This window comes from Acidovorax sp. BLS4 (genome assembly GCF_032929295.1).
Taxonomy (GTDB): domain Bacteria; phylum Pseudomonadota; class Gammaproteobacteria; order Burkholderiales; family Burkholderiaceae_C; genus Paracidovorax.
This window is the reverse complement of sequence record NZ_CP136797.1, coordinates 932529-958874: the sequence shown is the minus strand read 5'-3', so window position 1 is coordinate 958874 and position 26346 is coordinate 932529. Positions and strand designations below refer to the sequence as shown.

Sequence of the window (26346 nt, the reverse complement as noted above, 5' to 3'; positions counted from 1 at the left end):
CAACATCGCTCCGGACTTGAGTCATTTGCGACTTCTGTTAGGACCTAGAGAACTTGAATTCTCGTTTAATCTTATTCTCAAACAACGTTGACGATTACAGTTGCTGCACAGTAAGACCATCAAAAACACAGACTGCAAGTCACTTTCAGGAGAAAATCGTGTCCAGAATAACCCGCATCGCCCAGCTTACCCTGCAGGTTTTGCAGTCTAAATTACGTTAGCCGCTACAGGCAATCGTCTCCCGGTCTTACTTCCATGACGCATTCAGATCATTCCGGTATCCAGCTTGCCGATTGGCAATTATCATTTGTCGAGCAGTTCATCTCGGATGGCAAACGGCGCACACGCTTGGTTGCCAGCAACGGAATGGGGAAAACGACAGTTGCTCGGTACGCAGCCCGTGAGGTGCTACGACGACAGGGAAATGATTACGCACTCGTTATTAGCCATCACGGCGCTCTCGCAGAATATTGGCGCCGTCGGACTGGAAACGACGATTTAAACTGGGGAACCTCTGCTGATGATCTTCAGACTAGAAAGGCAACTGGACTTTCTGTGTCTTCCCACAATTTGCATACTTCCGATCTCGGTCGTGACATTTTGGAGGTGGGCAAGGATGCAAGCTTTCTTGTCATTGTTGACGAAGCACATGACGCATATCCCCCCTTAGAGGAATATGTTGGCCGTCTGCTTGCTGCAAATAAGCGTTCTCGGTCACTGGCTCTGTTTACGCCGTATCAAGCAATCAAAGTTGGCGGATGGGGTACCGAAGTTGATGCGGAGTACTTTTTTCAATCTGACGTAATTGCGCTTCCAGAATCTCAGGTAGAAGTAGCTCGGTTATCGCCAAGCCACTCAGTTCTTCAGTCTTTGCTCTTGCGCCCTGGCAGCCTAGATGAATTGCACTGGAGACAATTCGAGAAACTCATTGCCGAGCTATTAGAGGCAGATGGCTACACGGTTGAACTCATGCAAGGAACCAAAGACGGTGGCGTTGACGTAGTCGCGGTAAAGGATCACGGGCCGCTCGGCCCATTTAAGACACTCTGGCAGGCGAAGAAGAAGAATCCCGGAAACAAGGTTGGACTGTCGGTGGTTCGGGAGTTAGCGGATACTCGAAATGAGTTTGGTGCATCCAAGGCTTTCATCGTCACCAGCACCTATCTAACACGCGGTGCCATTCAAAGAATCCAAAGGGATTGCTATCAGTTGGGTAAGCTCGACCGAGATGATCTGAATAAATGGATAAGTCAGGTGCTTCATGGCACACGCGGCTAGCACAGCGTTCGAGCGGAGCTGCGCAAACAGCCGCGCAGCCCGCTGAACTCTACGTTAAGCATCAATGATCACAACAGTCCGCGTGATCCTTGGAACCATTCTCTTCGCGCTGTTACTGCCATTCACCCTACTCTATTCACGAATTCGAATGATGAACCCTCGAGAATACGGTGTCAATCAGAAAGACCGGGAGTTTGAAACTGTACGAAAATTCGGCATCGCCAATGCTTCGCGAGTTCGGTCAATGCTTGCTTCAAGAACTGCGCGCGCCTAGCGATAAGGTACTTGGCGCAATTGTCTTTCTCGCAAACCAGGCATCGGAAATTGGGCACCTTGTCTCGCTGACCAACAGTGATCCCGAAGCACAATTGAACGCAGCCACCGTTAAAGATGAAAGAGCCAGGTAGCTCGGTTTCCTGCTTCTCCAATTGGCACTTTTCAGTGCCGCTGAAGCGCCTGCCTAAGTCGAACGTCCAGCGTCCGCTTTCTCCGACGGCCACCGACTGGTATCGGCCGTATGAGGAACTACCCAGCGACGTACATCGAGGTTTCTGGTAGCTCGCCGGCCTTCCAATGCGCGAAGACCTTCTGAGCTGCACGGTCAGCGACCCGACGCTGGCCATCACCGGGCATCGGCTCAAGTAAATCGAACTTCCCAGTCTTCTTGACAAGCTTCAGCCGCCCGGAGACGGCTTCGGCCTGTTCGTTGCGGTTCGGCCCGACGGCACGGTAGAGATTGCTACTGAACTGGTAGACACACTCGCGGTCGTCGTCGGAAACGCGACGCAGACTGATGCACATCCAGTCGAGATACCCACCGGAATCAGGCGTTGATGGCGATGGCTCTGCGGGCATGTTTCTGACGACCACAGGGGTCGCATGGGTTGCTAGAGGGGACTGCTCGGGCTGAATCGAGCCACAGCGAGGAACGTCCGTTCCTGGCCGAATTCTGCCTCATACGGCAAGCGGATAAGCGTCAAGAGCGCACCATGGTTGGACTTGGCACCGTCGTCCCTGAGTTGAGTCCTTTGCGACTGACCGTTGAGCGTGAGTGCTTCAAACTCTCATTTAGCTCCCGAAATTTGCATCTATTCTCAAATAGCGTTGACGATTACAGGCGGCTCACCCCCACGGCCCGGCGAGATCTCGCTCGCCCACCATGGCGTCCTTTTTCTCGATGAATTTCCGGAGTACGCCCGCAGTGCGCTGGAAGCCCTGCGCGAGCCGCTGGAGACCGGCCGCATCACCATCGCCCGTGCGGCACAGCGGGCCGAATACCCTGCCCGCTTCCAGCTGGTGGCCGCGATGAACCCCTGCCCTTGCGGCTTTCTCGGCTCCGGCCAGCGCACCTGCCGCTGCACGCCCGACCAGGTGGCACGCTACCAGGGCAAGCTCAGCGGCCCGTTGCTGGACCGCATCGATCTGCATGTGGAAGTGCCCACGCTGCCCCCGGGCGAACTGCTGCAGGCGCCGCCCGGCGAGGCCACGGCGGCGGTGCGCGAGCGCGTGGTGCAGGCCCGGCAACGGGCCATCGACCGCCAGGGCCTGCCCAACCAGGCCCTGCAGGGCCAGCAGATCGACACCCACCTGGCGCTGGACGATGCGGCCGCTCGCTTTCTGCAGGCCGCCGCGACCCGGCTGGCCTGGTCGGCCCGCAGCACGCACCGCGCGCTGAAGGTGGCCCGCACGATCGCGGACCTGGCGGGCAGCGCGGCCATCGCCCCGGCGCACGTGGCCGAGGCCGTGCAGTACCGGCGGGTGCTGCACCGCGGCGCGGCTTGACCTGAGGCTTACAGGAACATGCCGCCGGACGCCTCGATGCGCTGCGCGTTGACCCAGCGGCTGCCGGGCAGCAGCAGCGAGGCGATCACGCCGCCGATGTCGTCCGGCTGGCCGACCCGGCCCAGCGCGGTCTGGGACGCGATGAAGGCGTTCATCTGCGCGTTGTCGCGCACCGCTCCGCCGCCGAAGTCCGTCTCGATGGCACCCGGGGCGACCACGTTCACGGCGATGCCGCGCGGGCCCAGCTCCTTGGCCAGATAGCGGGTCAGCACCTCCACGGCGCCCTTCATGGCCGCATAGGCGGCGAACCCCGGCAGCGCGAAGCGGGCCAGGCCGGTGGACACATTGACGATGCGCCCCCCGTCGTTCATGAGCGGCAACAGCTTTTGCGTGAGGAAGAACACGCCCTTGAAATGGATGTCGACGAGCTGGTCGAACTGCGCCTCGGTCGTCTCCATGAAGCCGGCATGGATGCCGATGCCCGCGTTGTTCACCAGGAAGTCGAAGCGCTCGCGTTGCCAGCGGCCCGACAGCACCTCGCGCACCTGGGCGGCGAACGCGGCGAAGCCGGCGCTCTGCGAGACGTCGAGCGGCAGGGCCACGGCGCGCCGGCCCAGGCGTTCGATCTCAGCCACGGTAGCCTCGGCTTCGGCCGCCTGGCTGCGGTAGGTCAGGATCACGTCGATGCCCTGCCGGGCGATGTGCAGCGCGGCATTGCGGCCCAGGCCGCGGCTGCCGCCGGTGACCAAGGCGATGGGCGCTCCGGCTTCCGGCGAGGACGCGGTGGAGGATGGGGAGGGAAGAGAAGCGGTCATGGCAGGCCTTTCAGTGGGATGGCAACGGAATGCTTGGCAGTCTATTGAGCAGACACCCTCCCATAAATCGGCAAAAATTGATCAGTTTGTTCACCCCATAAAGACAATGAACCCCCTCGACCGCATGCTGGTGTTCGTCCGCGTGGCGGAGCTGTCCAGCTTCACCCAGGCCGCCGATGCGCTCGGCATCCCGAAAGCCGCCGCGTCGGTGGCGGTTCAGCAGCTCGAAAGCCAGCTCGGCACCCGGGTGCTGCACCGGACCACGCGGCGGGTGCAACTCACGCAGGACGGCCAGGCCTACTACGAGCGCTGCAAGGACCTGCTGGCCGATGTGGACGAGCTGCAGTCCATGTTCCAGCAGCCCGGGGGCGAAGCGCTGCGGGGGCGGGTGCGCATCGACATGTCCACCGGCATCGCGCGCCGCGTGGTCCTGCCGCAGCTGCCCGAGCTGCTGCAGCGCCACCCGCGCCTGGAGATCGAGATCAGCAGCACCGACCGCCGCGTGGACCTGGTGCGCGAGGGCTTCGATTGCGTGGTGCGCGTGGGCACGGTGTCGGAGCCGGGCCTGGTGGCGCGGCCGCTCGGGCAGTTGCGCATGGTCAATTGCGCCAGCCCGGGCTATGTGGCGCGGGCCGGGCAGCCGCAATCCGTGCAGGACCTGGCGCATCACCACCTGATCCACTACGTGACCACGCTGGGCGCGAGGTCCGGCGGGTTCGAGTACCTGCGCGAGGGCGAAACCGTGCGCCAGCCGATGGCCGGCCCCATCACCGTCAACGGGGCCGAGGCGTACCAGGCCGCCTGCCTGGCGGGGCTGGGCATCGTGCAGGCGCCGCTGATCGGGGTGCATGCGCACCTGGAGCGCGGCACGCTGGTGCAGGTGCTGCCCGACCACCCGGCCCCGCCGATGGCCTTGACCCTGCTCTACGCCCACCGCCGCCACCTGCCCCGCCGCGTGCGCGTGGTGATGGACTGGATGGCGCAGGTGATCGAGGCGCACGTAGCGCGCATCGATGCGTTTGCCTGAGCCCGCGTCAGGGGCTGGGGGCGAGGGCAGCGCGCGGCCTGCCCGGCGCCATGCCGTCCATCAGAAACCCAAGGCAGGCGTCCACATGCCGCCGGTACCCGGCCGGATCGGTCTCCTCCACCGGCTCGGCCAGCACGCTGCGCCCGACCGCATGCAGGCAGCGTGCCGCCAGGGCCGGCTCCAGCCCCTCGCGCAAGTGGCCCCGGCGCGCCGCCACGGCCAGCGCGGACTCCAGGTGGCGAACGGCCGCCGCCTGGGCCACCGCCGCGCGCGGTCGCAGGCCCTCCCACCCCTCTGCCTCACCGGCTTCGCGCAGCACCCATTGCACCAGCGGCCATTGCACCGGGTCTTCACGGCACTCGCCGATCTGGCGGGCCAGGCAGCGGTGCAGGAGCGACAGGGGCTGCGCCGCGCTCTGGTAGGCATCGAGGCGGGCACCGATGTCCAGCGGCCACCGCAGGCGGCCGAGCAGCTCCTGCAGCAGCGCGGTCTTGTCCGCGAAGTGCCAGTAGATCGCGCCGCGGGACACCCCCGCCTGCCGCGCCACCTCGCCCAGCCCGGCGCCTTGCACCCCATGCCGGGCGAGGGCCTGCAACGCCGCGCTGACGATGCGCGCCCGCGTCAGCTCCGCTTCGGTCTTGGTGTGCTTGGCCACGGTGGCAGGCGCTCAGGCCCCGTCAGGTGCCCGGCGGGCATCAGGGTTTCGCGGTGCCGACGGCGGCCACCGGTGTTCCGGTCGATTCCACCCACCCGCCGCCGAGCGTCTTGTAGAGCGTGACGAGGTTGGTGTAGCGCGACAGCCGCGTGCCGATCAGGTTCTGCTGCGCGGTGTAGAGCGAGCGCTGCGAGTCCAGCACGGTCAGGTAGCTGTCCACCCCGCGCTTGAAACGCGCATCCGACAGGCGGTAGCTGTCAGCCGTGGCGTCCACCAGCGACTGCTGTGCCTCCAGCTGGCGGCCCAGCGTGCTGCGCTGGGCCAGCGCATCGGACACCTCTCGGAACGCGGTCTGGATCGCCTTCTCGTACTGGGCCACGTCGATGTCGCGGTCGGTCCGGGCGATGTCCAGATTGGCCTGGTTGGCGCCGCCGTCGAAGATCGGCAGCGAGACCTGCGGCGCGAACGTCCAGCTGCCCGAGCCACCCTTGAACAAGCCCGACAGGTCCGCGCTGGAGGTACCGGCCGACGCCGTCAGGCTGATGCGCGGGTAGAAGGCGGCGCGGGCTGCACCGATGCTGGCGTTGGCGGCCCGCAAGGTGCGCTCGGCCTGCAGGATGTCCGGGCGGCGCTGCAGCAGGTCCGACGGCAGCCCCGGCGGAACCTGGGCCAGCGGGTTCGACGCCGCGCTGGCATCGCTGGGCAGGGCCTGCGGCAGCCACTCGGGCGGCACGTCGGCGCCCACCAGCAGCACCAGGGCATTGCGGTCCTGGGCCACCTGGGCGGTGTAGCGCTCCACATCCACCCGGGCCGAATCCACGCTGGTCTGCGCCTGCCGCAGCGTGAGGGCCGAGGACACGCCCAGGTCGAAGCTGCGCTGGTTGAGGGCAAAGGCATTGCTCTGGTTGGCGAGCGTGTCCTGCGCCAGGCGCAGCCGGTCCTGGTCGGCCGCCAGCGTGAGGTAGGCCGACGCCACTTCGGACACCAGGCTGATGTGCGTGCTGCGGCGGGCTTCCGCCGTGGCGAAGAACTGCTCCAGCGCCTGCGCATTCAGGCTGCGCACGCGGCCGAACAGGTCCAGCTCGTAGGCGCTGAAGCCCACGGTGGCGCTGTAGCTGTGGGCCACCACGGGCCGGCCCGCGCCGGACAGGTCTGCCGGCGTGCGGCTGCCGCTGCCGCCGCCGCTGGCGTTGACGGTCGGGAACAGCGCCGCGTCCTGCACGCGGTACTGCGCACGCGCCCGCTCGATGTTGAGCGCCGCCACGCGCAGGTCGCGGTTGTTGGCGATGGCCATCTCGATCACCCGCTGCAGCGAGGGGTCGGTGAACACGTCGCGCCAGCCGATGTCGGCCACCGGCACCGCGGCGGGCGTGCCGGCATCGCCGGCGAAGGTGGCGGCCACGGGCGCGGCGGGCTGCACGTAGGCCGGCATCAGGCTGCAGCCAGCCAGGGATGCCGCGGCCAGGGCCAGGGGAGCGAGGAGGAAGCGGGACATGTCAGGCACCTTCCGAAGCAGGGTGTGGCAGCGCGCCGTGCGCGGCCTGGGCGTTCGGGGCGGCCGGCTTGCGCCGGAACAGGCCCACGATCAACACGAAGAACAGCGGCACGAAGAAGATCGCGAGGACGGTTCCGGACAGCATGCCGCCGATCACGGCCGTGCCCAGCGCATGCTGCGCGCCCGCCCCGGCGCCACTGCCCAGCACCAGCGGCAGCACCCCCAGGATGAACGCCAGCGATGTCATCAGGATGGGGCGAAGGCGCATGCGCACCGCCTCCATGGCCGACTCGACCAGGCCTTTGCCGCCCTCGTACAGCTCCTTGGCGAACTCCACGATCAGGATGGCGTTCTTGGACGCCAGCCCGATGGTGGTGAGCAGGCCCACCTGGAAGTACACGTCGTTCATCTTCCAGGTCAGCATGGCCCCGAGCAGCGCGCCGAACACGCCCAGCGGCACCACGAGGATCACCGAGAACGGGATCGCCCAGCTTTCATAGAGCGCCGCCAGGCACAGGAACACGATCAGGATCGACAGCGCATAGAGCAGGCCGGTCTGGCCGGTCGAGGCCTTCTCCTGGCGCGACAGCCCGGTCCACTCGAAGCCGATGCCGGGCGGCAGCTTGGCCACCGCCGCCTCGACGATCGCCAGCGCCTCGCCGCTCGATGCCGCGCCCGGCATCGCCATACCCAGGATTTCCATGGAGGGCACGCCGTTGTAGCGCTCCAGCCGCGGCGAACCCGATGTCCAGCTGGCCTTGGCGAACGAGGTGAAGGGCACCATCGTGCCGGCGCTGTTGCGCACATACCAGCGGTCGATGTCCTCGGGCAGCATGCGAAACGGTGCGTCGGCCTGCAGCATCACCTTCTTCACGCGCCCCTTGTCGATGAAATCGTTGACATAGCTGCTGCCCCAGGCGGCAGAGAACGTGTTGTTGATGTCGGCCATCGACAGCCCCAGCGCCCCCGCCTTGTGCGGATCGATCTCCAGGCGGAACTCCGGCGTGTCCTCCAGTCCGTTGGGGCGCACCGCCACCAGGCGTGGGTCCCTGGACAGCTCGCCCAGCAGCTGGTTGCGCGCCTGCATCAGCGCGGCATGGCCCAGGTTGGCACGGTCCTGCAGCATCAGGTCGAACCCGGTGGCGTTGCCCAGTTCGGACACGGCAGGCGGCGCGAAGGCGAACACCTGCGCATCGCGGATCGTCGCGAAGAACGCGCCGGCCTTTTGCGAAACGCCCGACACGCTCAGCGCCTCGCCCTTGCGCTCGTCCCAGGGCTTGAGCTTGACGAAGGCGAACCCCGTGTTCTGGCCGCTGCCGGCGAAGCTGAAGCCGGACACCGAGAACACGCCCGCCACCGCATCCTTCTGGTCTTCCAGGAAGTGCTTCTCCACCTGGTGGATGACCTCTTCGGTGCGCGCGTTGGCGGCACCGGGTGGCAGCTGCACCAGCACGAACATCGTGCCCTGGTCCTCGTCGGGCAGAAAGCCCACGGGCAGCTTCATGAAGCCGAACACCACCGCCGCCAGCAGCACCGCATACAGCGCCATGTAGCGCCAGCCCTTGCCCAGCATGTGCCGCACGATGCCCTGGTAGCCGCGGTTGCCGCGATCGAAGGCGCGGTTGAACGCGCCGAAGAAGCCGGTCGTCGCCATGGCGTGGCCCTTGGGCACCGGCTTGAGGAGCGTGGCGCACAGGGCGGGCGTCAGCACCATCGCCACCAGCACCGAGAGCGTCATCGCCGAGACGATGGTGATGGAGAACTGGCGGTAGATCACCCCGGTCGAGCCGCTGAAGAACGCCATGGGCACGAACACCGCGGCCAGCACCAGGGCCACGCCGACGAGCGCTCCGGTGATCTGGCCCATCGACTTGCGCGTGGCCTCTTTGGGCGACAGTCCCTCCTCGGTCATCACCCGCTCGACGTTCTCCACGACCACGATGGCATCGTCCACCAGCAGCCCGATGGCCAGCACCATCGCGAACATGGTCAGCGTGTTGATCGTGAAGCCGAACGCCGCGAGCACGCCGAAGGTGCCCAGCAGCACCACGGGCACCGCAATGGTGGGGATCAGCGTGGCGCGGAAGTTCTGCAGGAACAGATACATCACCAGGAACACCAGCACCACGGCCTCGACCAGGGTCCGCACCACCTCCTCAATGGAGATGCGCACGAACGGCGTGGTGTCGTAGGGCTTTTGCACCTTCATGCCCGGAGGGAAGAACTTCTGCAGTTCGTCCACCCGCGCGTCAATCGCGCGGACCGTGTCGAGGGCATTGGCGCCGGTGGCCAGCTTGATCGCCAGGCCGGCGGCCGGCTTGCCGTTGTAGCGGCCGACGGTGCTGTAGTTTTCGCTGCCCAGTTCGATGCGCGCCACATCGCGCAGCCGCACCTGCGAGCCGTTGGTCAGGGTGCGCAGCAGGATCTCCTCGAACTCCGGCGCCGTCTTCATGCGCGTCTGCGCGGTGATGGTGGCGTTGATCTGCTGGTTGCCGGCCGCTGGCAGCGCACCCAGCTGGCCGGCCGAGACCTGCGCGTTCTGCGCCTGGATGGCCGTCTTCACGTCGAGCGGCGTGAGACCGAAGTTGGCCAGCTTGTCCGGATCGAGCCAGACCCGCATGGCGTACTGCGAGCCGAACAGGGTGGTGTCGCCCACGCCTTCCACGCGGCTGATCGCGTCCTGCACGTTGGCGGCCACGTAGTCCGACAGGTCGGAGCCGTTCATGCTGCCGTCTTCGGAGGTGAAGGCCAGCACGTTCAGGAAGTTGGTGGCCGACTTGGTGACCGTGACGCCCTGCTGCTGCACCTCTTGCGGCAGCAGCGGCGTGGCCAGCGACAGCTTGTTCTGCACCTGCACCTGGGCGGTATCGGGGTCGGTGCCGTTGTCGAACGTGAGCGTTATGGTGACCTGGCCGGACGACTCGCTGGTCGAGGCCATGTAGCTGAGCCGGTCCAGCCCCTTCATCTTCTGCTCGATGACCTGGGTGACGGTGTCCTCCAGCGTCTTGGCGGAGGCGCCGGGGTAGTTGGCCGTGATCGCCACGGCGGGCGGCGCGATGCTGGGGTACTGCGCGATCGGCAGGGTGAAGATCGAGAGGGCGCCGGCCAGCATCACGATGATGGCCAGGACCCACGCGAAGATGGGGCGGTCGATGAAAAAGCGTGCCATGGGGTTCTTTCGCGCGCGTCAGTTCGTGGGGTTGGCGGCACCCTCGGGGGCGGTGGCCTGTGCCACGGGCGCGGCCGCGGCCTTGGGTGTCCAGGGCATCGCCTTCACCAGGGCGCCGGGCGCGGCCCGCTGCTGCCCGTCCACCACGAGCCGGTCTCCGGCCTGCAGCCCGGTGCGCACCAGCCACTGGTCACCCACCGTGCGCTCGGTCTCCAGGGCCCGCCGCTGCAGCTTGCTGTCGGCACCGACCACGTAGGCCATGGGCTTGCCGGTGCTGTCGCGCGTGACGGCCTGCTGCGGCACGAGCAGGCCCTGCTCCTTCACGCCTTCCTGCAGCACGGCGCGCACGTACATGCCGGGCAGCAGATCGGCCCGCGGGTTGGGGAACACGGCGCGCAGCGTGATCGCGCCGGTGCTCTGGTCCACGGTGACGTCCGAGAACTCCAGCTTGCCTTCCAGCGGGTAGGCGCTGCCGTCTTCCAGCATCAGCCGCACCTTGGCGGCATTGGCACCCGCCTTTTGCAGATCGCCGCGGGCCAGGGCCTGCTTGAGGCGCAGCAGCGCGGCGCTGGGCTGCGTCACGTCCACGTAGATCGGGTCCAGTTGCTGGATGGTCGCCAGCGCCGTGGCCTGGCTGGCGGTGACCAGCGCGCCCGGCGTGACGCTGGACTTGCCGATGCGGCCCGAGATGGGCGCATCGACCCGCGCATAGGCCAGGTTGATGCGGCTCGTTTCCACGTTCGCCCGGGCCGATGCCACGTCGGCCTCGCCCTGGCCCAGCGATGCGGCCGCGTCGTCGTAATCCTGCTGGCTCACGGCCTGGATGGCCACCAGCTCCTTGTAGCGGTCGGCCTTGAGCCGGGTCGTCTTGAGGCTGGCCTGGGCCTTGGCCAGGGCGGCCACGTTGCTGTCGTAGGTGGCCTGGTAGGTGGCGGGGTCGATCTGGTAGAGCGCCTCGCCGGCCTTCACATCGCTGCCCTCGCGGAACTTGCGCGCCTTCACGATGCCGCCCACCTGGGGCCGCACGTCGGCGACCAGGTAGGGCACGGTTCGGCCGGGCAGTTCGGTGCTCAGCGCCACAGGCTGCGGCTGCACGGTCATCACACCGACGATGGGCGTGCCCTGCGGTGCCGGCGGGCTGCCCGGGGGCTTGCCGCAGGCGGCGAGCAGACAGGCCATGGCAGCTGCGGCCGACAGCGTGAGCAAGGGGCGATGAACGGGTCGCATGGGCAATCTCCAAAGAACAATGCGCCGATGATATACAAACCGTACTGTACGGTAAAGTAAATTTGACTTCGATTCTTCGCCCATCAATACTCGGACGCATGAATACAGAAAACGGAAGTCGGTAGATGCGCGTCAAGACGGAAGCCAAGCGGGACGCGATCGTGGAAATTGCCTCCCAGGTTTTTTCGGAATCGGGGTTCGAGGGGGCGTCGATGGCGGAGATCGCCGCCCGGGTCGGGGGCTCCAAATCCACGCTGTATGGGTATTTCAGCTCCAAGGAAGAGCTGTTCCTGGAGGTCGCCATCGGCGCGGCCAAGCAGCACATCGAATTGTTCTTTCTCGCGCTCGAGCAGGACGAGAGCGAGCTGGAAACCGCGCTGAAGACCTTCGCCGAGAAGATGCTGGCCGTGATCTGCAGCGAGCCTGCCATCCAGGCCAAGCGCGCCTTCGTCGCCGAATCGGGCCGCAGCGACATCGGCAAGCGTTTCTTCGAACTGGGCCCCCACAAGGGCATTCAGGCCCTGGGTTCGTTCCTGGAAGCCCAGATGCGCAAAGGCCTGCTGCGGCAGGCCGACCCCCTGACCGCGGCGCGCCACTTCATGGCCCTGATGGAGTCGGAGACGGCCACGCCGCGCCTCTTCGGCCTGGAGGACAACCTGTCCAAGGTGAAGATGCGCCAGGCCATCGGCCGGGCCATCGACGTGTTCTTGCGCGGCTACGCGGTGGACCCGGCCGACGGCGCCTGAAGCGCCCGGCACCACCGATCGCGGGAGCGTCCCGGCGCCCGCCGCCCCCCACCGGGCCCGGCTGGCATAAGCACATGCGCAGATGCCATAAGGCCGCGGGGCCGGTTTGCCCGACAATGTGCGGGTTTGCCCGCATGGCAGGGGGCAGCCCAGGTCGCGCAATGCGCCCATCCGCCACCGGCCCTGCCCCTGAAGGCTTCTTTCGTCTCACACCCAATCTGCACCATTTCCATGAGCGCATTCAACGAAGAACGAGTCCTTTCCGTCCACCACTGGACCGACCGCCTGTTTTCCTTCACCACCACGCGCGACCCGGCGCTGCGGTTCTCCAACGGCCACTTCACCATGATCGGCCTCAAGGTGAACGACAAGCCGCTGCTGCGGGCCTACAGCATCGCCAGCGCCAACTACGAAGAGCACCTGGAGTTCCTGTCGATCAAGGTGCCGGACGGCCCGCTGACCTCGCGCCTGCAGAACATCCAGGTGGGCGACTCCATCGTGGTGGGCAGAAAGCCCACGGGCACGCTGCTCATCGACTATCTGCTGCCCGCCAAGCGCCTGTATTTGATCTCCACGGGCACGGGCCTCGCGCCCTTCCTGTCGGTGATCCGCGACCCCGACACTTATGAGAAGTTCGAGGAAGTGGTGCTGGTGCACGGCGTGCGCCAGGTCAAGGAACTGGCCTACCACGACTTCATCACCGAAACGCTGCCGCAGCACGAGTTCCTGGGCGAGACGGTGTCCAAGCAGCTCAAGTACTACCCCACGGTGACCCGCGAGCCGTTCCGCAACCAGGGCCGCATCAACGACCTGATCGAAAGCGGCAAGCTCTTCACCGACCTGGGCGTGCCCCCGCTGGACCCGCTGGTGGACCGTGTCATGCTGTGCGGCAGCCCCGAGATGCTGGCATCGCTCAAGGCCATCCTGGAGCACCGCGACTTCGAGGAAGGCAACACCACGAAGCCCGGCGACTTCGTGATCGAACGCGCTTTCGTCGAGAAATGAAGTGACGCGCCGGGCGCGGGCGGGCCCGGGATGGCAGAGGCCGGCCCTGCCCGCGAGGCACCGGCCTCACGCAGCGCCGGCCCGTGGACAAAGCCACCCTCTCAACTGCTATTAAATTAATAGCACGATGCCCTAGTACTGATTGCGCTGGCGGCACAAAACACGAGATACCACCCCGGTGGCCAGCGGCGCCGGAACCGCCGCCCCCAATGGCAACGGGCGGCCAAGGCCGCCCGTGGGACAGTGATGAGGCAAGGGGCCTGCGCAGGCCCCGCCGATCAGTACCCGTTGTTGGCCACGCGCATCGACTGCGCGCCCTGCGTGTAGCCGGCCTGGCCCTGCGGCCGGTTGTCCACGCGGAAGCTGCGGCCCTCCACGCGCACCGGCGTGCCCTCGGCCACCGGCTGCGAGCGCGTGAAGGTGCGCACCGAGCCGTCATCCATGCGCACGCGCATCTGGTAGGCCGTGGTGGTGCGGGTGCGCTGCTCCACCGTGTGGCCCAGGTAGCCGCCGCCGACCGCGCCCAGCACGGTGGCCGCCGCGCGGCCCGAGCCCTTGCCCACCTGATTGCCCACGACGGCCCCCAGCACCCCACCCGCCACGGCACCCACGCCGGACGCGGGAGCGGCCTGCTGCACCGTCTGCACCGACTCGACGCGGCCGCAGGTGCTGCACACCGGCGCCTGGGCCGGCATGGCCACCGGCCGGCCGGCGTCCGCGGAGGCGTCGTACCCACCGCCCGACCCGCTGCCGTACTGCGGCGAGGCCGGGGCCCGGTTCACGATGTTCTGGGCCAGGGGCTGCGGCTGCCGTGCGGGCTGGGCGCCCGCCCGTTCATTGATGACTTCGGCCTCGGGCGTGCGCGTGGCACCGGAGGCCAGTTGCGCGACCTGCGCGGCAGACTCGGCGGGGGCGCTGCCGCCGCGCTGCTGCATGACCAGGGTGGCGCCCAATGCCAGCACGCTCACGCCCAGCGCACCCACGGCCGCCCACAGCCATTTGACGGAAGCGCCCCCGACGGGAGCTGCGGAGGCGCCGAGCGCCGGCGCGAGGGAGGGATTGTTTCGGACGATGAGACCCATGGTGTTCTCCTTTTTCAGGTGTTTCGAAGGCAGGGTACACGCGGGTCCGCTTCACACGGCAGGGCGTTCTGTAAACGAAGTAAGTAGCTGTTTGCCCAAAGGGTCTGTGCGAATGCGCCTACCACCAGGCGCGCCGACAGGCGGTGGCGGGAATGTCGGCCACACACCACACTGGCGCCACGCATGCCACCCGGTGTGCGTGAGGAGGCACGCAGATGGCTGCACAGATCCGCATTGGGGTGTCCGGCTGGCGCTATGCGCCCTGGCGGGGCGCGTTCTATCCAGAAGATCTGGTCCAGGCGAAGGAACTGGCTTTCGCATCGCACCAGTTTCCCGCGATCGAGCTGAACGGCTCGTTCTACGCGCTGCAGCGCCCGTCCAGCTACGCCCGGTGGGCGGCGGACACGCCCGAGGGCTTCGTGTTCACCGTCAAGGCGCCGCGATACATCACCCACATCCTGCGGCTGCGCGAGGCGCGGGCGGCGGTGGCCAACTTCATGGCGTCGGGGTTGTTCGCGCTGGGCGCCAAGCTCGGTCCCATCCTGTGGCAATTGCCGCCGAGCCTGCCATTCGATGCGGCGCTGCTGGAGGACTTTCTCGCCCTGCTGCCGCACGATACCGACGCTGCCGCCACGCTCGCGCAGGCGCGGGAGGACCGCATGCACGGCCGCGAGCTGCTCCAGCCGTCCCGCCCCTGGCGCCTGCGCCATGCCCTGGAAGTGCGGCACGCCAGCTACCGCACGCCGGAGTGCATCGACCTGCTGCGACGCCACCGCGTGGCCCTGGTGGTGGCCGATACCGGCGGGCGATGGCCCGAACTGGGCGATGTGACGGCGGACTTCCTCTATCTGCGGCTGCACGGCGCGCAGCAGCTCTATGCCAGCGGCTACAGCGATGCGCAGATCGCGCAGTGGGGCGAACGCATCCGCGCCTGGGCCCACGGCCAGGCACCGAAGGGGCTGGAGACGGCCGCGCCACCGGACACGGCACCGCGTCGGACCGAACGCGACGTGTTCTGCTTCTTCGACAACACCATGAAGATCCACGCGCCCGAGAACGCCCTGCGGCTCGCACGCTATCTGCAACTGGGCACGCACCTGCAGGCCGCCCCGCCCCGGGCCTGACACGGCGGCCCTGGTTTGCGAGTGCCCCTCGGCCGCCTCAGCGATGCCGGGCCGGCGGCCCTTCCAGGTTTTCCTCCCGCACCTCCTGGAAGGCCCGCGCGCAACTGGCGGAAAACAGCAGCACGGCCGACGAAAAGTAGATCCACATCAGCACTACCACCAGGGAGCCGGCAGCGCCATACGCCGACACCACCGCCGCGGTGGCCAGGTACAGGGCCAGCAGCTGCTTGCCCACGGTGAAGAGGATGGCGCCCACCACCGCCCCGAACACCAGGCAGATGAGCGGCGGCTTCTGCCCGCCGCCGATGCGCATCAGCCCCACGAACAGGAGCACGGCAATGCCGAAGGCGACCAGTTCGTTCGCCAGCTGCAGCAGCGGGCCCGTGGCCATGGGCAGCCGCGCGCTGGCCCAGGTGGCCACCACGTGGATCACGGTGGACACCACCAGCGAGATCAGCAGCAGGAAACCGATGGCCAGCACATAGGCCAGCCCCCGCACCCGCAGCGAAGCCATGCGCCACCACGCCTTCTGCTCCGGCACCGGGGCTGAATCGCGTGCCCACAGCCGCTCCAGCGCCGACTGCAGCTCCACGAACACGCCGGTGGCGCCGGACAGCAGCAGCACGAAGCCAACGATGGAGGCGATCCGCCCTTCCGACGGCGCCCGCGCGCTGGACAGCGCCAGTTGCACCACTTCGGCCACGCGGTCGCCCATCACGCCGCGCACCTGGCTGACCATGGTGCTTTCCAGGTAGGACTTGTCGATCCACCAGCCCAGCACCCCCACCAGCAGGAGCAGCACCGGCGCCAGGCTCAGCAGGCCGTAGAACGACATCGCCGCGCTCATGCGCAGGCCGTCCGCATCCAGCCAGAGATTGGCCGCCCGCACCAGCGGCATGATGGGGCTGGCGAGCGCTTTCGCGCGCTCGATCCATGGCGTGAGGAACGATGGGGACATGGCGCCCATTGCACACCAGGGCCGCGCGGCCAGGTGTCGGAACAGTTCGCCAGTCCGCCTGCAGCCTCAGCCAGCGTGGCCCATGGCAGGGTCGGACACCGAGTCCTTGCCGGTCTCGATGCGGCCGGCGAAGCGGCGCTGGAATGCAGGCGCCGCACTGCAGCGCACCACGAAGTCATACCAGTTGCCGCTGTCGCCCAGGGGCCAGGCGAGTTCCTCCACGCCGCCGGGCGCCACGCTGCGCGTCCAGGGCCCGTCGCCGCGATAGGCCCGTGCCTCGGCGGAGAACGTCATTGCGCTGCTGCTGCGGTTGTAGAGCTTGACCCGCACCTGCGGCGGCTCGCACAGCTCGTAGCAGACCTGCACCTCGGGGCCACCGGTGGCCCCCTGCTGCTGCAGGTCGCCGATGAAATCGCGGTGGTAGCCGTTGGGACCGAGCACCCACAGGTCGTACCGCCCGCCATCGGCTGCGGCGTTCCAGACGCCGCTCAGGGCCTTGCCGGCCTCCACGACGTAGCGCCGCGGAATCCGGTCGAGGTGGTTCTTGTCGTACACGTGGAACACTGCCGCCGCGGTGCCCGCTTTGCCGGTGTGGGCGAACAGCAAAGTGACCGTGCCGGCACCGGCGCTGGCCTGGGCCGTGGTGTGCAGCTCATAGGGCAGCGCCCGCGAGGGCCGCACGCCTTCGGCCTGCACCGGCAGGGCGGCATCGGCCGTGGCCGTGGGCTGGGGCAGCTTGGCAGCCTGGGCCTGCGCCGCCACCCGCGCGTCCACCGCGACCTTGTTGGTGCGGCCCGCGAGGGTCGGCAAGGTTTCGCTGTTGGGGTTGACGAAGTTGAAGCAGCTCGTCAGGTCGCCGCAGACCGCGCGGCGGTAGGGGCTGACCTGCGGCTCGGCCACGCCGAAGCGCTTTTCCAGGAACAGCAGGGTGGAGGTGTGGTCGAACACCTGCGAATTGACCCAGCCGCCCCGGCTCCAGGGCGACACCACCCACATCGGAACGCGCGGGCCCGGGCCGTAGGGCTTGCCGTCGGCCGCCGGCTGGCTCGGCGTGGCGGGCTGGAAGTCGTGGTACTCCACCGCCACGTCGGCGGCGGGCAGCGTGCAGGCTCCGGCCAGGCTGCCATCGGGATTGCGCGACGGTGCGGCGGGCGAAGGCAGGTGGTCGAAGAAGCCGTCGTTCTCGTCGTAGTTGATCAGCAGCACGGTCTTGCTCCAGACCTCGGGGTTGGCCGTGAGCGCGTCCAGCACCTCCTGCACGTACCAGCCGCCCTGTGCGGGGCTCGACGGCCCGGGGTGCTCGCTGTAGACCGAAGGTGGAATGATCCACGACACCGCCGGCAGCGTGCCCTGGCGGATGTCCTCGCGGAACGTCTCGAGAAAGCCCTGCGGCATGGTGTTGCCGAAGCCCTTGGCCAACGGGCTCAGCGGATCATCGATCCTGGCGTTGTAGAACGGTCCGGCCAGATCGACCGGCTGCGTGATGTCGGTCTTGGCGACGTAGATCGGCTTGCGGTCCGCGGGCATCTTCTCGATCTCGGCGCGCCAGTGGCGAAAGCCCATCATCTCGTTGCAGCCGAAGTTGTCGATCAGGCTCTGGTACACCTTCCATTTCACGCCCGCTTTTTCCAGGCGGTCCGCGTAGGTGGTCCAGGTCCAGCCGTCGGTGGAGGCGCCGATGTCGTTGCCACCGTTGAACTGGTTGTTCAGGCCCGCGACGCGGACCTTGGAGCCGTCGATGGGGCTGACGCCGTTCGGGCCGTTGGTGCCGGTCCAGTAGAAAAGCCGGTTGGCGATGGTGCCGGTGTGCATGCCGCAGTGGTAGTGGTCGCACAGCGTGAAGGCGTCGGCCAGCGCGCGCTGGAACGGCACCTCCGCCGTTTCGTAGTAGCCCATCGACAAGGGCAGCTTCGCATCGGGCCACTGGGACATGCGCCCGTGGTCCCAGGCCGCCTGCGAGTCCACCCAGGTGTGGGGCGTGCTGCCGGCGCGCTGCGCGTTGCCCTTGGCTTCGTCCAGGCGGTAGGGCACATAGGTGCTGGCCGGCGACGTCTTGGTGTAGGTCTGGTAGAAAACGTTGCGGCCATTGGGCGTCGGGATCGGGAAGCGGTCACCGAAGCCGCGCACGCCCTTGAAGGTGCCGAAGTACCCATCGAACGAGCGGTTCTCCATCATCAGCAGGACGACGTGCTGCACGTCCTGGATGGTGCCGGTGGCGTTGTGGGCCTCGATGGCCAGGGCACGCCGGATGGCTGGAGGGAAGGCGGTCAGCGTGGCCGAAGCCGCGCCCACGCCGAGCGCGGTCGTGAGGAAATTGCGTTTGGAGGAATCGACGGTCATTTGGAGGAGTCTTTCTTGTCCGTGAGCGGGGTTCCGGGGGGCTGCCCCGTTCAGGGCTTGGGCGCGCAGTGCGTGTCCGGACTGGCGCATGTGGCCGCCGCGGCGGGAACGGTGGCATCCGAGCCACCGCTGCCGCCGCAGCCCGCCAGCAGCAGGGCAAGAAAGAGCGCGCTGGCGCCCGGCAACGGGCGGCCGATCAGAGGCAGCGGCGAGCGCTGCAGAGGGATGGTCATGGCGTGGGAAGAAGGGAAGGAATGAAGCCCTTCATTCTTCCCGCCGACTGTGGCGCCAGAGTGACGTCCGCGTGACGCGGCGGGGGCACCGCCGTGACGCCGCCGCCGGTCAGAGGTTGGGTGCGAGCAAGCGCTGCAGGATGCCTTCGTCCATGCCGCGCCGCGTGGCCAGGTCGTGCACCTGGTCTTCCCCGATCTTGCCGACGTTGAAGTACTGGCTCTCGGGATGCCCGATGTAGAAACCACTCACGCTGGCGGCGGGCGTCATGGCCAGGCTTTCGGTGAGGCCCATGCCGATCTCGCCGCACTGCAGCACGCGGAACAGTTCGCTCTTGGCGCTGTGGTCCGGGCAGGCCGGGTAGCCGGGCGCGGGGCGGATGCCCTGGTACTTCTCAGCGATCATGTCGTCGTTGCTCAACTGCTCGCCGGCCGCATAGCCCCACAGGTCGGTGCGCACGCGGTGGTGCAGGCATTCGGCAAAGGCTTCGGCCAGGCGGTCGGCCAGGCTCTTGAGCATGATGGCCGAGTAGTCGTCCAGCGCATCGACGAAGGCCTGCTCCTTCTTCTCCACGCCCAGGCCCGCCGTGACGGCGAACAAGCCCGCGTAGTCGGCCACGCCGCTTTCCTTGGGCGCCACGAAGTCGGCCAGGCACCGGCTGGGGCGCGGCACGCCATCGATCACATGCTTTTCGGTCTGCTGGCGCAGGCCGTACCAGGTCATGGCAACCTCGGTGCGCGATTCGTCGGTGTAGAACTCGATGTCGTCGCCCACGCTGTTGGCCGGGTACAGCGCCAGCACGCCGCTGGCACTCAGCCAGCGGCCCTCCACCAGCCGGCGCAGCATGGCCTTGCCGTCGGCGAAGACGCGCGTGGCCTGCTCGCCCACCACCTCGTCGGTCAGGATGGCAGGGTACGGGCCGGCCAGGTCCCAGGTCTGAAAGAACGGTCCCCAGTCGATGTACCGGGCCAGCTCGTTGAGGTCGAAGTTCTTGAACATGCGCCGCCCCAGCAGGCGCGGCGTGGCCGGGCGGTAGGCCGACCAGTCGATGGGCGTGCGGTTGGCGCGGGCCTTCGCCAGCGGCCACAGGGGCGTCTGCTTCTTGTTGGCGTGCTGGGTGCGCACCTTGTCGTAGTCGGCGTTCAGCTCCTGCACGTAGTGGTCGGCGCCGTCGCCCAGCAGGCTCTGCGCCACGCTCACGCTGCGCGACGCATCGGGCACGTAGACCACGGGGCCTTCGTAATGCGGCGCGATCTTGACGGCGGTGTGCACACGGCTGGTGGTGGCGCCGCCGATGAGCAGCGGGATCTTCTTGATGCGGAAGTGCTCGTCCTTTTGCATCTCGCAGGCCACGTATTGCATCTCTTCCAGGCTGGGCGTGATCAGGCCTGACAGGCCCACGATGTCCGCGCCCTCGACCTTGGCGCGCGCCAGGATCTCGTGGCAGGGCACCATCACGCCCATGTTCACCACCTCGAAGTTGTTGCACTGCAGCACCACGGTGACGATGTTCTTGCCGATGTCGTGCACGTCGCCCTTCACGGTGGCGATGATGATCTTGCCCTTGCTGCGCACGTCGCGGCCGGCCAGTTCGTCCTGGCGCTTTTCTTCCTCGATGTAGGGGATCAGGTGGGCCACGGCGGACTTCATCACGCGGGCGCTCTTGACCACCTGCGGCAGGAACATCTTGCCCGCACCGAACAGGTCGCCCACCACGTTCATGCCGTCCATGAGCGGGCCTTCGATCACGTGCAGCGGCCGCCCGCCCTTGGCGACGATGGCCTTGTAGGCCTCTTCGGTGTCTTCCACGATGAAGTCGGTGATGCCGTGCACCAGCGCGTGCGACAGGCGTTCGCCCACGGTCTTCGGATGTTCGGGCGTACCGCGCCATTCGAGCCGCTTGCTCTCGTCCTTGGCACCGCTGCGGGCCGTCTCGGCCACCTCGACCAGGCGTTCGCCGGCGTCGGGGCGGCGGTTGAGCACCACGTCTTCCACGCGGTCGCGCAAGGTGGGCTCCAGGTCGTCGTACACGCCGACCATGCCTGCGTTGACGATGCCCATGTCCATGCCGGCCTGGATGGCGTGGTACAGGAACACGGTGTGGATGGCCTCGCGCACCGGGTCGTTGCCGCGGAAGCTGAAGCTCACGTTCGACACGCCGCCCGAGACCTTGGCGCCCGGCAGGTTCTGCTTGATCCAGCGCACGGCCTCGATGAAATCGACCGCGTAGTTGTTGTGCTCTTCGATGCCGGTGGCCACCGCGAAGATGTTGGGGTCGAAGATGATGTCCTCGGGCGGAAAGCCCACCTCGTCGACCAGCACGCGGTAGGCCCGCTCGCAGATCTCGATCTTGCGCTCGTAGGTGTCGGCCTGCCCCACCTCGTCGAAGGCCATCACCACGGCGGCGGCGCCGTAGCGCTTCACGAGGCGCGCCTCGTGCTTGAACTTCTCCACGCCCTCTTTCATGGAGATGGAGTTGACGATGCCCTTGCCCTGGATACAGCGCAGGCCGGCCTCGATCACGTCCCACTTGGAGGAGTCCACCATGATGGGCACGCGGGCGATGTCGGGCTCGGAGGCGATCAACTGCAGGAAGCGCACCATGGCCGCCTTGCTGTCGAGCATGGCCTCGTCCATGTTGATGTCGATGACCTGCGCGCCGTTTTCCACCTGCTGGCGCGCGACGGCCAGGGCCTCTTCGTACTGGCCGTTCAGGATCATGCGGGCGAAGGCCTTGGAGCCGGTGACGTTGGTGCGCTCGCCGATGTTGACGAACAGCGTGCCCTCGCCGATGGAAACCGGTTCGAGGCCCGAGAGCTTCATGGGAGGCGGGATAAGGGGGGCGGACATCAGGCTCACCTGCGCAATCGGTAGTTGGGAACAGGCGAGCGTCGTTGGACAGTGGGGCCATCGCCGCCCGAGCCTGACGCCTGGTTGAGCCGGTTGATCGGCAGGCGCTGCAACGCTCCTCGGGGGCGGCCGGATTTTACGCGGCCGGCGCTAGGGCACGCCGCCGGCCGGCCATTTCGAGTGGGTCGCTAGCGCACCGGCAGGAATTGCAGGAACGAGCCACCCACCAGCCCCTGCACATAGGTGATGGCGGCACGGCGGTACTTTTCGGTGGCCACCGCCGACAGCAGGTCGAGCCGGCCGATGATCTTGCCGAACTCGCGCTCGAAGCTCAGATTGCGCCCCTGCGGACCGATCTCGTCGGCCAGCAGCAGCGGCTGGCCCGCCGCGGTGCGGCGCTGCGAGAGCATCCACACGGCGATCTCCACATTGCGCGCCGCGTTGTACAGGTGCTGGGCATCCAGGCTGTCGAGCAGGAAGAACTCGATCTTTCCGTCGTGCGCGGTGATCAGCATGTCGGCCGTGGCGTAGATGAACGCCGCCACGCGGTCGCCCGCGAATTCGGGCGCCAGGGCCGCAGCCATCGCCGCGATGTCGCGCCGCCCCTGCAAGGGCGCCCACACCCCGCCCTTCTCGATGGTGGTGCGGACCTGCTCCATGGCCTGCTCGCGGCCCACGGCGCTGGTCTTGCGCCATTCGGCAGGGTTGCGGCGGTAGAGCTTGTCCATCAGCCGGTAGAGGCTGTCCAGGTTCTCGCGCATGGCCAGCGTCGCCATGCGGTTCACGTCGGACTGCCCCAATTCGCTGCCATTCGCAGACGCGCCTTTGACCTCGCCATGGGGTGCGGGCGGGCTGGTGCAGCCGGACACGGCCGCCAGCGTGCAGCAGGACAGGAGGAGCGGAACGAACGTCAGTCGCATTGCGCCGCATTATCGACAAGGCTTGAAAAGCAGCCAGGGTTTCCTGAAACTGCCGAGGCAGTCCTTCCGTACTCACGGCGATGCCGCCGCAGGGCCGTCGGAGTTGGGCCCATGCCTTGTGATCGGCTCCCGAGGCCAGTTCACTGCGGTTTCGGATAGTCATCGGACAATAAGGAGCAAAAATACTCTAAAAGAGGCCACATTCGGCCAAGTCAGGATATTTACATGCAGAGTTGTCGTACAACTTGTGCAAAATTCACCGTTTTGGGGCACCACCCCGCCTGGAAAGAAGCCATGTCGCCCCCTATCTCCCCACTAGCGCAACGCAGGAACGTCTTCCTGCTGGCGTTGTTTTGCTGCCTGCTCTGGGGCAGCTCGTACCCGGCGATCAAGAATGGCTACGCGCTGTTCGGCATCGACAGCAGCGACACCCCGTCCAAGCTCGTGTTCGCCGGCTGGCGCTTCGCCCTGGCGGGCCTGGCGCTGCTGGCCTGGGTGGCCGCCAGCGGCCGTCAGATCAGCGGCTGGCCGGCCCGGGCGTGGGGACAATTGGCGCTGCTGGGTCTGTTGCAGACCACGCTGCAGTACATCTTCTTCTACATCGGCGTGGCGAACACGACGGGGGTGAAGGCGTCGATCATGAACGCCACCGGCACCTTCTTCAGCGTGTTGCTGGCGCATTTCCTGTACCACAACGACCGCATCAGCCATGCCAAGGCCTGGGGCTGCATCGTGGGCTTCGCGGGGGTCATGGCGGTCAACCTCGGCGCCGGGCTGGCCGGAACGCTGACCGATTTCGAGTTCGCCCTGCTGGGCGAAGGTTTCGTGGTGATCGCCGCCCTGGTGCTGGCGCTGGGCGGCGTCTACGGCAAGCGCATTTCCCAGGGGATGGACCCCATCGTGATGACCGCCTACCAGTTGACCATCGGCGGCCTGGTGCTGCTGGCGCTCGGCTATGCCACGGGCGGCGCGCTGGGCGAGGTGACCTGGGCCTCGTCGTCGCTGCTGGCCTATCTGGTGGTGCTGTCGTCGCTGGCCATCTCGATCTGGAGCCTGCTGCTCAAGCACAACCGGGTGAGCCTCATCACCGCGTTCAACTTCATGGTGCCCGTGTTCGGCACGCTGCTGTCGGCCTGGTTCCTGGAAGAAAGCCTGCTCGAATGGCGCAACGCGGTGGCCCTGGTGCTGGTGTGCGGCGGCATCTGGCTGGTCACCCGGGCATCGGCACAGCGCGCGTGAGCCTGCAGCAGCGCGTCGAGCGGGCACCCCTTTCATGCCCATGATCGGGCGAGTGGGCACCTGCCCCGAACGGCGCTGAGGGGCATCTGTGCCGACTGCCTTCAGAAAGCGCGAAAATCACCGGCTGATCTGTCACCCCTTCCCAAGGAACGCAAGCGAATGAGCACGACGCAACCGACCATCATCTACACGCTGACCGACGAAGCCCCCGCCCTGGCGACCGCCGCCTTTCTGCCGATCGTGCGGACCTTCGCGGCCCCAGCGGGCATCCACGTGGAGACCAGCGACATCTCGGTCGCCGGCCGCATCCTGGGCCAGTTTCCCGAGCGCCTGACCGAGGCACAGCGCGTGCCCGACAACCTGGCCGCCCTGGGCAAGTTGACGCTCTCGCCTGACGCCAACATCATCAAGCTGCCCAACATCAGCGCATCGGTATCGCAGCTGGTGGCGGCCATCAAGGAACTGCAGGGCAAGGGCTATGCGATTCCCGACTACCCTGAAAATCCGACGACCGACGAAGAAAAGGACATCCGCGCCCGCTACAACAAGTGCATCGGCAGCGCGGTGAACCCGGTCCTGCGCGAAGGCAACTCCGACCGCCGCGCACCCAAGGCCGTGAAGGAATACGCCCGCAAGAACCCGCACAGCATGGCCGAATGGAGCCAGGCATCGCGCTCGCACGTCTCGCACATGCACCACGGCGACTTCTACCACGGCGAAAAGTCGATCACGCTCGACAAGGCGCGCGACGTGAAGATGGAACTGGTCGGCAAGAGCGGCAAGACCACGGTGCTCAAGCCCAAGGTGTCGCTGAAGGACGGCGAGATCATCGACAGCATGTTCATGAGCAAGACGGCCCTGCTCGAGTTCTACGAAAAGGAGATCGAGGACGCGCACAAGACCGGCGTGATGTTCTCGCTGCACGTCAAGGCGACGATGATGAAGGTGTCGCACCCGATCGTCTTCGGCCACGCCGTGCGCATCTTCTACAAGGAAGCCTTCGCCAAGCATGCGCAGCTGTTCGAAGAACTGGGCGTGAACGTGAACAACGGCATGGTCGATCTGTACAACAAGATCGCCACGCTGCCCCAGAGCAAGCAGGACGAGATCAAGCGCGACCTGCACGCCTGCCACGAGAACCGCCCCGAGCTGGCGATGGTCGATTCGGCCAAGGGCATCACCAACTTCCACTCGCCCAACGACGTCATCGTCGATGCCTCGATGCCCGCCATGATCCGCAACGGCGGCAAGATGTGGGGCGCCGACGGCCGCCTGAAGGACACCAAGGCGGTGATCCCCGAGAGCACCTTCGCCCGCATCTACCAGGAGATCATCAACTTCTGCAAATGGCATGGTGCCTTCGACCCCAAGACCATGGGCACCGTGCCCAACGTGGGCCTGATGGCCCAGCAGGCCGAAGAGTACGGTTCGCACGACAAGACGTTCGAAGTGCCGGAAGCCGGCGTGGCCAACATCGTCGATCTGGCGACGGGCGAAGTGCTGCTGAGCCAGAACGTGGAAGAAGGCGACATCTGGCGCATGTGCCAGGTGAAGGACGCGCCGATCCGCGACTGGGTGAAGCTGGCCGTGACCCGCGCCCGCAACTCCGGCATGCCCGCCGTGTTCTGGTTGGACCCGTACCGCCCGCACGAGAACGAGGTCATCAAGAAGGTGAAAACCTACCTGAAGGACCACGACACGACCGGCCTGGACATCCAGATCATGAGCCAGGTGCGCGCGATGCGCTACACGCTGGAGCGCGTGATCCGCGGCCTGGACACGATCAGCGTCACCGGCAACATCCTGCGCGACTACCTGACCGACCTGTTCCCCATCATGGAACTGGGCACCAGCGCCAAGATGCTGTCCGTCGTGCCCCTGATGGCCGGCGGCGGCATGTACGAAACGGGCGCTGGTGGCTCGGCGCCCAAGCACGTGCAGCAACTGGTGGAAGAAAACCACCTGCGCTGGGATTCGCTGGGCGAGTTCCTGGCCCTGGCCGTCAGCCTGGAAGACCTGGGCCTGAAGACCGGCAACCAGCAAGCCACCCTGCTGGCCAGGACGCTGGACACCGCCACCGGCAAGCTGCTGGACAACAACAAGAACCCCAGCCCCAAGACCGGCCAGCTGGACAACCGCGGCAGCCAGTTCTACCTGGCCCTGTACTGGGCCCAGGAACTGGCCGCGCAGACCGAGGACACGGCCCTGGCCGCCAAGTTCGCCGGGCTGGCCAAGACGCTGGCCGACAACGAGCAGAAGATCGTCGGTGAACTGGCGGACGTGCAGGGCAAGCCGGCAGACATCGGCGGTTACTACCTGCCCGACCCGAAGAAGACCGAGGCCGTGATGCGGCCCAGCGCAACGCTGAATGCGGCGCTGGCTGCCGTGACCGCCTGATCCGCG

General features: G+C 66.8%; 19 protein-coding genes, 1 pseudogene and 1 riboswitch. Of the genes and pseudogenes, 8 read left to right on the top strand and 12 right to left on the bottom strand.

The features are described from left to right. Positions 1-255 precede the first annotated feature (255 nt). Positions 256-1278, top strand: a complete 1023-nt coding sequence (locus tag R1Z03_RS04505) for a restriction endonuclease (protein WP_317357232.1) — start codon at positions 256-258, stop codon at positions 1276-1278. Between the two features lie 525 nt (positions 1279-1803). Here R1Z03_RS04505 and R1Z03_RS04500 read toward each other — a convergent pair. Then, positions 1804-2133, bottom strand: a complete 330-nt coding sequence (locus R1Z03_RS04500) for a hypothetical protein (protein WP_317357230.1) — start codon at positions 2131-2133, stop codon at positions 1804-1806. A 237-nt stretch (positions 2134-2370) separates the two neighbouring features. Between R1Z03_RS04500 and R1Z03_RS04495 the strand changes: the two are divergent. Beyond that, positions 2371-3060, top strand: a pseudogene (locus tag R1Z03_RS04495) (ATP-binding protein); the annotation flags it as partial. 8 nt (positions 3061-3068) lie between these two features. On the opposite strand, the gene R1Z03_RS04490 reads toward R1Z03_RS04495, so the two are convergent. Then, positions 3069-3875, bottom strand: coding sequence for an SDR family oxidoreductase (locus tag R1Z03_RS04490; protein WP_317357228.1), 807 nt, complete (start codon positions 3873-3875; stop codon positions 3069-3071). Positions 3876-3981: 106 nt separating this feature from the next. On the opposite strand from R1Z03_RS04490, the gene R1Z03_RS04485 reads away from it, so the two are divergent. Continuing rightward, on the top strand, positions 3982-4902 hold the full coding sequence (locus tag R1Z03_RS04485; RefSeq protein ID WP_317357226.1) for a LysR family transcriptional regulator: 921 nt from the start codon (positions 3982-3984) through the stop codon (positions 4900-4902). 7 nt (positions 4903-4909) lie between these two features. Here the strand turns inward: R1Z03_RS04485 and R1Z03_RS04480 are convergent, their stop codons facing one another. The 4 genes from R1Z03_RS04480 to R1Z03_RS04465 are packed head-to-tail and all read right to left on the bottom strand — an operon-like array spanning position 4910 to position 11448. Beyond that, on the bottom strand, positions 4910-5557 hold the full coding sequence (locus tag R1Z03_RS04480) for a TetR family transcriptional regulator (RefSeq protein WP_317357224.1): 648 nt from the start codon (positions 5555-5557) through the stop codon (positions 4910-4912). 40 nt (positions 5558-5597) lie between these two features. Continuing rightward, on the bottom strand, positions 5598-7052 hold the full coding sequence (gene adeC / locus R1Z03_RS04475; RefSeq protein WP_317357222.1) for an AdeC/AdeK/OprM family multidrug efflux complex outer membrane factor: 1455 nt from the start codon (positions 7050-7052) through the stop codon (positions 5598-5600). Between the two features lies 1 nt (position 7053). Next, positions 7054-10221, bottom strand: coding sequence for an efflux RND transporter permease subunit (locus R1Z03_RS04470; RefSeq protein WP_284405739.1), 3168 nt, complete (start codon positions 10219-10221; stop codon positions 7054-7056). Between the two features lie 18 nt (positions 10222-10239). Further along, the gene (locus tag R1Z03_RS04465; protein ID WP_317357219.1) at positions 10240-11448 is read right to left on the bottom strand and encodes an efflux RND transporter periplasmic adaptor subunit; all 1209 of its coding nucleotides are present in this window, start codon (positions 11446-11448) and stop codon (positions 10240-10242) included. Between the two features lie 125 nt (positions 11449-11573). Here R1Z03_RS04465 and R1Z03_RS04460 point away from each other — a divergent pair, with 125 nt between their 5' ends. Continuing rightward, a complete protein-coding gene (locus tag R1Z03_RS04460; protein WP_284394670.1) occupies positions 11574-12194 on the top strand; it encodes a TetR/AcrR family transcriptional regulator in 621 nt (206 codons plus the stop codon). A 231-nt stretch (positions 12195-12425) separates the two neighbouring features. Further along, on the top strand, positions 12426-13199 hold the full coding sequence (locus tag R1Z03_RS04455; RefSeq protein WP_272549805.1) for a ferredoxin--NADP reductase: 774 nt from the start codon (positions 12426-12428) through the stop codon (positions 13197-13199). 278 nt (positions 13200-13477) lie between these two features. Here the strand turns inward: R1Z03_RS04455 and R1Z03_RS04450 are convergent, their stop codons facing one another. Next, positions 13478-14281, bottom strand: coding sequence for a glycine zipper 2TM domain-containing protein (locus tag R1Z03_RS04450; RefSeq protein ID WP_317357216.1), 804 nt, complete (start codon positions 14279-14281; stop codon positions 13478-13480). A 215-nt stretch (positions 14282-14496) separates the two neighbouring features. Between R1Z03_RS04450 and R1Z03_RS04445 the strand changes: the two genes are divergently transcribed. Next, positions 14497-15405: a DUF72 domain-containing protein gene (locus R1Z03_RS04445; RefSeq protein ID WP_284426993.1), complete on the top strand. Its 909-nt coding sequence runs from the start codon at positions 14497-14499 to the stop codon at positions 15403-15405. Positions 15406-15442: 37 nt separating this feature from the next. Here the strand turns inward: R1Z03_RS04445 and R1Z03_RS04440 are convergent, their stop codons facing one another. The 5 genes from R1Z03_RS04440 to R1Z03_RS04420 all read right to left on the bottom strand — a co-directional run bounded on the left by R1Z03_RS04440 (position 15443) and on the right by R1Z03_RS04420 (position 22704). Continuing rightward, positions 15443-16363: a YihY/virulence factor BrkB family protein gene (locus tag R1Z03_RS04440; protein WP_372588232.1), complete on the bottom strand. Its 921-nt coding sequence runs from the start codon at positions 16361-16363 to the stop codon at positions 15443-15445. Positions 16364-16429: 66 nt separating this feature from the next. Next, positions 16430-18703, bottom strand: a complete 2274-nt coding sequence (locus R1Z03_RS04435; RefSeq protein ID WP_317357214.1) for a phosphocholine-specific phospholipase C — start codon at positions 18701-18703, stop codon at positions 16430-16432. Positions 18704-18753: 50 nt separating this feature from the next. Beyond that, positions 18754-18936: a hypothetical protein gene (locus R1Z03_RS04430; RefSeq protein ID WP_284394674.1), complete on the bottom strand. Its 183-nt coding sequence runs from the start codon at positions 18934-18936 to the stop codon at positions 18754-18756. A gap of 109 nt (positions 18937-19045) precedes the next feature. After that, entirely contained in the window at positions 19046-21802 is a 2757-nt protein-coding gene (gene metH, locus R1Z03_RS04425; RefSeq protein ID WP_317360238.1) for a methionine synthase, read from the bottom strand. An 11-nt stretch (positions 21803-21813) separates the two neighbouring features. Further along, positions 21814-21911: riboswitch (S-adenosyl-L-homocysteine riboswitch) on the bottom strand. A 61-nt stretch (positions 21912-21972) separates the two neighbouring features. Further along, positions 21973-22704, bottom strand: coding sequence for a hypothetical protein (locus tag R1Z03_RS04420; RefSeq protein ID WP_317357212.1), 732 nt, complete (start codon positions 22702-22704; stop codon positions 21973-21975). A 294-nt stretch (positions 22705-22998) separates the two neighbouring features. On the opposite strand from R1Z03_RS04420, the gene R1Z03_RS04415 reads away from it, so the two are divergent. Together R1Z03_RS04415 and R1Z03_RS04410 are read left to right on the top strand one after the other, a co-directional pair. Then, complete coding sequence (locus R1Z03_RS04415) at positions 22999-23943, top strand: EamA family transporter (protein WP_317357210.1); 945 nt, start codon at positions 22999-23001, stop codon at positions 23941-23943. A 159-nt stretch (positions 23944-24102) separates the two neighbouring features. Continuing rightward, entirely contained in the window at positions 24103-26340 is a 2238-nt protein-coding gene (locus R1Z03_RS04410; protein WP_317357208.1) for an NADP-dependent isocitrate dehydrogenase, read from the top strand. Positions 26341-26346: the final 6 nt, after the last annotated feature.

What these genes read in the sequence shown, in the direction of transcription:
- R1Z03_RS04445 (WP_284426993.1), top strand. Translation starts at nt 14,497, where the DNA reads ATGGCTGCACAGATCCGCATTGGGGTGTCCGGCTGGCGCTATGCGCCC.
- R1Z03_RS04485 (WP_317357226.1), top strand. Translation starts at nt 3,982, where the DNA reads ATGAACCCCCTCGACCGCATGCTGGTGTTCGTCCGCGTGGCGGAGCTG.
- R1Z03_RS04500 (WP_317357230.1), bottom strand. Translation starts at nt 2,133, where the DNA reads ATGCCCGCAGAGCCATCGCCATCAACGCCTGATTCCGGTGGGTATCTC.
- R1Z03_RS04470 (WP_284405739.1), bottom strand. Translation starts at nt 10,221, where the DNA reads ATGGCACGCTTTTTCATCGACCGCCCCATCTTCGCGTGGGTCCTGGCC.
- R1Z03_RS04440 (WP_372588232.1), bottom strand. Translation starts at nt 16,363, where the DNA reads ATGTCCCCATCGTTCCTCACGCCATGGATCGAGCGCGCGAAAGCGCTC.
- R1Z03_RS04435 (WP_317357214.1), bottom strand. Translation starts at nt 18,703, where the DNA reads ATGACCGTCGATTCCTCCAAACGCAATTTCCTCACGACCGCGCTCGGC.
- R1Z03_RS04490 (WP_317357228.1), bottom strand. Translation starts at nt 3,875, where the DNA reads ATGACCGCTTCTCTTCCCTCCCCATCCTCCACCGCGTCCTCGCCGGAA.
- R1Z03_RS04410 (WP_317357208.1), top strand. Translation starts at nt 24,103, where the DNA reads ATGAGCACGACGCAACCGACCATCATCTACACGCTGACCGACGAAGCC.
- R1Z03_RS04430 (WP_284394674.1), bottom strand. Translation starts at nt 18,936, where the DNA reads ATGACCATCCCTCTGCAGCGCTCGCCGCTGCCTCTGATCGGCCGCCCG.
- R1Z03_RS04450 (WP_317357216.1), bottom strand. Translation starts at nt 14,281, where the DNA reads ATGGGTCTCATCGTCCGAAACAATCCCTCCCTCGCGCCGGCGCTCGGC.
- adeC (WP_317357222.1), bottom strand. Translation starts at nt 7,052, where the DNA reads ATGTCCCGCTTCCTCCTCGCTCCCCTGGCCCTGGCCGCGGCATCCCTG.
- R1Z03_RS04415 (WP_317357210.1), top strand. Translation starts at nt 22,999, where the DNA reads ATGTCGCCCCCTATCTCCCCACTAGCGCAACGCAGGAACGTCTTCCTG.
- R1Z03_RS04460 (WP_284394670.1), top strand. Translation starts at nt 11,574, where the DNA reads ATGCGCGTCAAGACGGAAGCCAAGCGGGACGCGATCGTGGAAATTGCC.
- R1Z03_RS04465 (WP_317357219.1), bottom strand. Translation starts at nt 11,448, where the DNA reads ATGCGACCCGTTCATCGCCCCTTGCTCACGCTGTCGGCCGCAGCTGCC.
- R1Z03_RS04505 (WP_317357232.1), top strand. Translation starts at nt 256, where the DNA reads ATGACGCATTCAGATCATTCCGGTATCCAGCTTGCCGATTGGCAATTA.
- R1Z03_RS04420 (WP_317357212.1), bottom strand. Translation starts at nt 22,704, where the DNA reads ATGCGACTGACGTTCGTTCCGCTCCTCCTGTCCTGCTGCACGCTGGCG.
- R1Z03_RS04455 (WP_272549805.1), top strand. Translation starts at nt 12,426, where the DNA reads ATGAGCGCATTCAACGAAGAACGAGTCCTTTCCGTCCACCACTGGACC.